The 5912-nt window shown below is 63.0% G+C and carries 4 protein-coding genes and 2 pseudogenes; 1 reads left to right on the forward strand and 5 read right to left on the reverse strand.

What is annotated here, in order from left to right:
* Positions 1 to 316: pseudogene (locus EN993_RS29750) on the reverse strand (hypothetical protein); the annotation flags it as partial.
* A gap of 12 nt (positions 317 to 328) precedes the next feature.
* Positions 329 to 1159: a class I SAM-dependent methyltransferase gene (locus EN993_RS29755; protein WP_127265571.1), complete on the reverse strand. Its 831-nt coding sequence runs from the start codon at positions 1157 to 1159 to the stop codon at positions 329 to 331.
* Positions 1160 to 1239: 80 nt separating this feature from the next.
* On the opposite strand from EN993_RS29755, the pseudogene EN993_RS29760 reads away from it, so the two are divergent.
* Positions 1240 to 2146 (forward strand): annotated as a pseudogene (locus EN993_RS29760) (LysR family transcriptional regulator).
* 48 nt (positions 2147 to 2194) lie between these two features.
* On the opposite strand, the gene EN993_RS29765 reads toward EN993_RS29760, so the two are convergent.
* The 3 genes from EN993_RS29765 to hisG form a co-directional block, all read right to left on the reverse strand.
* Positions 2195 to 3151, reverse strand: coding sequence for a calcium:proton antiporter (locus tag EN993_RS29765; RefSeq protein ID WP_245469011.1), 957 nt, complete (start codon positions 3149 to 3151; stop codon positions 2195 to 2197).
* 216 nt (positions 3152 to 3367) lie between these two features.
* The gene (locus EN993_RS29770) at positions 3368 to 5140 is read right to left on the reverse strand and encodes an AMP-binding protein (protein ID WP_127265573.1); all 1773 of its coding nucleotides are present in this window, start codon (positions 5138 to 5140) and stop codon (positions 3368 to 3370) included.
* Between the two features lie 75 nt (positions 5141 to 5215).
* Positions 5216 to 5911 (reverse strand): ATP phosphoribosyltransferase, encoded by a 696-nt coding sequence (gene hisG, locus EN993_RS29775; RefSeq protein ID WP_245469012.1) that lies wholly within the window; start codon positions 5909 to 5911, stop codon positions 5216 to 5218.
* Position 5912 lies beyond the last annotated feature (1 nt).

Raw genomic sequence — 5912 nt, forward strand, 5'->3', positions numbered from 1 at the left:
GATTGAAGGCGACGACGAACGCCCAGAAGAGCCGAGGCAGCCTCATCGCGAGCAGCGCTAGCATGGCCAGCAGCCCTGTTGCAAAGTCACCATAAGCGGCGAACACGGCGAAGCCGGCTGGGAGATCGGGGCTCACGACGCCCGGCAGGATGAAGACGAGCCCGAAGAAGCGGAAGCTGTGCAGAGTGGCGATGGCTCGCTGCGCCGCGACCCGGTCCATTGAGCTCAGCCAGGGCCAGATGTATGCACCGAAGCAAAGCAGCCACGCGACATAACCTAGAATTAGATGTGTCTGGAAAACGAATTCCGTCGACATTCGGGTCTCCTGTCAGCTGTTGGTCGATGCTGCCTCGAACACCGCGGTCAGAATGCCGAGCCGGCCTTCCATGAGATTTCGTCCCAAATTGGCCGTAAGCTCGGCAAAGTCCGGTCCCATTACAACGCCGAGATTTGGCGAAGGCGGCGGACCGGACGCACGCAACTGCCTAAACCAGGCCTTGGCAACCTCGGTGTCATCTTGCCATGCCAGCATGCTGAAGCCGGCCGGTTCGATCGCCTCACGTGTCGCGTCGACTGTCAGGAGGAAGCTCGTCGCCGGCGTTCGCGCCCAGGGAAGCGGATAGTGCGGCTCACCGCCAGACAACACGACGTCGAATGTGGCAAATCTGCCGCCTGGCTTCAGCATGCGCCTGATTTCGCGATAGAGCAGCACTCTGTCGGAGATGTTCATCGCCACATGCTGCAGCAGCGCCATGTCGAAACGACCATCATCGAATGGAAGCTCCAGGGCGCTGGCGGCCTGGAACGACAATTGCCCGCTCTGCCCCGTGCGCTCGGTCAGATAGCGCGCGGCATCCACGAAAGGGTCGCTGAGATCTACGCCAGTAACCCGACAGCCATAGGTCGCGGCCAGAAAGCGCGCCGGCCCGCCGATGCCCGAGCCGACGTCCAGAACTGACATGCCCGGGGCGATGCCCGCCAATTGGGCAAGCTCCGCGGTCGCGGCAAGTCCACGGGTGTGGAATTGGTCGAGAACGCCCAATTGCTGTGGCGTAAGAAGCTGATCCTCCGGGCCGAGGGCAGCCAGCACCGTCTTCAGCCGCCCGGTCAGGCCGGTCGCGCGATAGTGGTCGCGCACGCCATCAAGTCCATCGGTCATTGCAGGATGTCTCCAGTGTTCATCTCTCCTACTTAGATCCGCTTCCATAATTCGACTATCCGGTATAATCACAACAACCTATGAAGCAGAACTACACAGTCCGGCACGGTGCGCTGGAGGGGGTCGAGGTTTTCCTGGCTGTCGCCCGGCGCCGCAACTTCCGCCGTGCCGCTGCCGATCTCGGCGTGACGCCGTCCGCCGTGAGCCAAGCGGTGCGCACGCTGGAGGCCCGCATGGGTGCGGCGCTGTTCGTGCGCACGACGCGGAGCGTCGGGTTGACCGAGGCTGGTCAACGGTTCTTCGATCGTGCCGGCCCTGCCTTCGAGGAACTCGTCGCGGCAGGCGAGGCCGCGCGCGATGTCGGCCAACGGCCAACCGGGTTGCTGCGCCTGTCCGTACCTCGCGCCGTCGTGCCGTTGATCCTGGAGCCGGTGATCGCGTCGTTCTGCCAGGCCTATCCCGAGATCGAACTGGAGATCGCCGCGAGCGACGAGATGGTCGACCTCGCCACCGGCGGGTTCGATGCCGGCATCCGCCTTGGCCAGTTCATCGCGCCCGACATGGTCGCTGTGCGGCTGACGCCGTCGTTCGTTCGTGATCGTCGGCAGCCCAGACTATCTCGAGCACCACGGCCACCCCGAGCGTGTCGAGGACTTGCGCCACCACGCCTGCTTGCGCTTGCGCCGCTCAAACGGCGCCATCGCGCCCTGGTCCTTCGTCGACGGCAACGGGGAGATCGAAGCGATGGTCTCAGGCCCGCTGATCGCGCACGACTATCCGACATTGCTCGGGGCCGCGATGCAGGGCATTGGGCTGGCACAGGTGCCGCGACCCGTCGCCGAAGGTCCGATAGCCCAGGGAAAACTCAAATCGGTGCTCGACGGCGTCGCCGCCACGACACCGGGCGTCTTCCTCTATCATCCCGGCAAACGCCAAATCCTGCCGAAGCTGCGCGCCTTTATCGACCACCTCAAATCCGCGGTCTGAGGTAACGAAGGATGCCGCCCCCTTGGCGCTTCGCTTGCACCAAAGCTCTCATGGTATAAATATCAGAAATACATAAGTAAAAAATACTACAAGATGGACCATTCCGGTCAAGAACGTCGTTCTTTCAGTACTGAAGCTTACATTGCATATGAAAAGCGCCAAGACCAAAAGGACCGCATCAGCAGCCGGCAGCCCCAGGGTCAGTCCTCTCCCCGTCAGCAGGCTGGCGGCTGCGACTCCCGGTATGGTCAGGCCGATCGTGGCGCAAGCCGAACCCATCGCGACATTCAAGCCGCGCTGCAGCTCGTTGTTGAGTGAAGCGCGCACCGCCGAAATGGCCTCCGGCATCAACACCAGCCCCGCGATCATTGCCCCCACAATGCTGTCAGCCTGGGTCACCTGGTAGGCAACGAGCGTATCTTCGACGCTTGCCGCGACCTGCTCGGCGAGCATGACAATTCCGATCAGGCCGACCATCAGCAACAGAGCGCTGGCAGAGACGTTCTCGTGAGGGGCAGCGCGCACCGAAACGCCGTGTGGTTGTCCCTGGATAAAGTCTTCCCGGTGCCGGACGGTCTGCGCGAACACGAAGCTTGCATAGAGCAGCACTGAAAGGACGCTGACGAAACCAAGTTGGGCTGCCGAAAACGTGCCGGGATCCGTGGTCTGGGTGTAGGTCGGCAGAATAAGCGTCATGACGGTCAGCGCGATCAGAACCGCCAGATAGGCACTGGTCCCTTGCCGCACGATGGCCTGCTTGCGATGACGCCAGCCGCCAAGCGCGAGACACATGCCGACAACGCCGGTGGATGCGATCATCACCGTCGAGAAGACGGACTCCCGTGCCAGCGTCGGGTTGTTCTCTCCATGCAGCATCATGGAAACAATGATCGACACTTCGATCGCCGTGACGGCAAACGTCAGCACCAGCGTGCCGTACGGCTCCCCTACCCGCCGAGCTACCGCCTCGGCGTGGTCGAGCACGACGAAAATGGTGACGAACATGATCGCACTCGAAAGCGCTCCGACAAGGACTCTGGTGCTCGGCGAACCTACGTCTACCGACAGCCCGCTGGCTCTGACGGCGACAGCCATCACCAAGGCGGCCAGCGGCATCGCATAAGAAGTCACCGATCGTCCGAAACCGCTCATGCAAGCCCCTGTGCGTTTCTGCGAACCTTGGCTGCATTCGCGCACCGACAGATCAAAGCGTTCACCCGTTCAGGCCGTCTTCTGCGCCACCAGTCCCAGCTCTTCCACCATCGCCTGACGCATCAGGAATTTCTGCGGCTTGCCGGTCACCGTCATCGGCAATTCGGTGCGGAAGCGGATGTGGCGCGGGACCTTATAGTGGGCGATCTGGCCGGCGCAGAGAGCCTTGATCTCCTGCTCAGTGGCGATCTGGCCGGGCTTGAGCACGATCCAGGCGCAGAGTTCCTCGCCATATTTGGCGTCGGGAATGCCGAACACCTGCACCTCTCTGACCTTGGGATGGCGGTAGAGGAATTCCTCGACTTCGCGCGGATAGACGTTCTCGCCGCCGCGGATGACCATGTCCTTGACCCGGCCGACAATGTTGCAATAGCCCTCGGCATCGATGGTGGCGAGGTCGCCGGTGTGCATCCAGCCGTCGGTATCGATCGCCTCGCGGGTCTTCTCCTCGTCGTCCCAATAGCCCTTCATCACCGAATAGCCGCGCGTGCAAAGCTCGCCCGGCGCGCCGACGGCGACGGTGGCGCCATCGGCGTCGACCGCCTTGACCTCGACATGAGGGTGGATGCGGCCGACGGTCGAGACGCGCTTTTCCAGCGGGTCGTCGACGCCGCTCTGGAATGAGACCGGGCTGGTCTCGGTCATGCCATAGGCGATGGTCACTTCTTCCATATGCATCAGCGACACCACCTTCTTCATCACCTCGATCGGACAGGGTGAGCCGGCCATGATGCCGGTGCGCAGGCTGGAGAGATCGAAGGAATGGAAATCCGGGTGATCGAGGAGCGCCACGAACATGGTCGGCACGCCATAGAGCCCGGTGCAGCGTTCCTGCGCTACAGCCTTCAGCGTCGCGCCGGGATCGAACCCCTCGCCCGGGAATACCATGGTGGCGCCTTTCGACACGCAGCCCATCGTGCCCATCGACATGCCGAAGCAGTGATAGAGCGGCACCGGGATGCAGAGCCGGTCGTCGACGGTCAGCTTGATCGCCGAGGTGACGAAATTGCCGTTGTTGACGATGTTGTTGTGGGTCAGCGTCGCGCCCTTGGGCGCGCCCGTGGTGCCTGAGGTGAACTGGATGTTGATGGCGTCGCCGGGCTTCAGCCCCTCCGAGATGCGGTCGAGGCTGTCATGCTCGTCGCGGCCGGCCATGGCCAGCACGTCGCCGAAATTGAACATGCCGGGCGAGTTCTCGTCGCCCATGCGGATGACGATCTTCAGCGCCGGCAGTTTTTGCGCCTTGAGCTTGCCCGGCGTGGCCTTCGCGATCTCAGGCGCCAGCGCCTCGATCATGCCGAGATAATCCGAGGTCTTGAATTTGGCCGCCGTGACCAGCGCCTTGCAGCCGACCTTGTTCAAGGCGTAGTCGAGCTCGGTCAGCCGATAGGCGGGGTTGATGTTGACCAGGATCAGGCCGATGCGGGCGGTGGCGAATTGCGTCACCAGCCATTCCCAGCGGTTGGGCGACCAGATGCCGACGCGATCGCCCTTTTCGAGGCCAAGCGCCAGGAAGCCGGCGGCCAGCGCGTCGACCGTGTCCGACAGTTCGCTCCAGGTGAAGCGCTTGTCCTGGTCGACGAAGACGGCGGCGTCTTGCGTGGCATATTTGCTGGCTGTGTCGGAAAACAGCGCGGGAATTGTCTTGTTGAGCAGCGGCACCGTGCGCTCGCCTGAGACATGCGCCTTGCCGTCGACGGGTGCCACGAAGGTGCCGCCATTGCGCGCTCCGCGTCCGCGCAAATTGGTGGCGTTCTTCAGCTCGTCGAGATTGACTGGCATCGCTCTCTCCTCCCGGGACTGGCCGAGCCTATCAGCCTGCCGGGATGTAGGAAATCCCGCCGATGGTACTGGGGTCTATGCGGCCGGGGATGCCATCCTGGCGGCAATATCGCGCAGGACCGCTTCATCGGCTGCCACACGTGTCTTGCGCGACGCCACGAGACAGGCCTGCGAGCGCAGGACGAGGCCATCGCCCAGCACCTTGAGATGATTGGCGCGCAGCGTCGAGCCTGACGTGGTGATGTCGACGATGACATCGGCCAGTCCGGCCGCCGGCGCGCCTTCGGTGGCACCTAAGCTCTCGACGATGCGGTAGACTTGGATGCCGTGTTTTTGCGAGAAGAATTGCTGGGTCAATCGCCAGTATTTGGTGGCAATGCGCAGCCGACGGCCATGACGCTGGCGAAAGTCGGCGGCGACGTCGTCGAGATCGGCCATGGTGTCGACGTCGAGCCAGATGTCGGGCACGGCAACCACGACATCGGCATGGCCAAAGCCGAGACGAGCGACGATTTCGGCGCGCGTCTCCCAGTCGGCGAGGTTTTCACGCACCAGGTCCTCGCCGGTGATGCCGAGATCGACGGCGCCCTGGCCGATCTCGCCGGCAATTTCGGAAGCCGACAGGAACACCACTTCGACATTGTCCAGGCCCTCGACGCGGGCGTGGTACTTGCGCTCGTCGCCGGGCAGGCTGACAGCTAACCCGGCCTTGGCCAGCACTTCCAGCGACTGTTCCTTCAGTCGGCCTTTCGACGGAACCGCCAGCGTGATC

The sequence above is a fragment of the Mesorhizobium sp. M7D.F.Ca.US.004.01.2.1 genome (assembly GCF_003997785.1).
Taxonomy (GTDB): domain Bacteria; phylum Pseudomonadota; class Alphaproteobacteria; order Rhizobiales; family Rhizobiaceae; genus Mesorhizobium; species Mesorhizobium loti.

What these genes read in the sequence shown, in the direction of transcription:
- EN993_RS29755 (WP_127265571.1), bottom strand. Translation starts at nt 1,159, where the DNA reads ATGACCGATGGACTTGATGGCGTGCGCGACCACTATCGCGCGACCGGC.
- EN993_RS29765 (WP_245469011.1), bottom strand. Translation starts at nt 3,151, where the DNA reads ATGTTCGTCACCATTTTCGTCGTGCTCGACCACGCCGAGGCGGTAGCT.
- EN993_RS29770 (WP_127265573.1), bottom strand. Translation starts at nt 5,140, where the DNA reads ATGCCAGTCAATCTCGACGAGCTGAAGAACGCCACCAATTTGCGCGGA.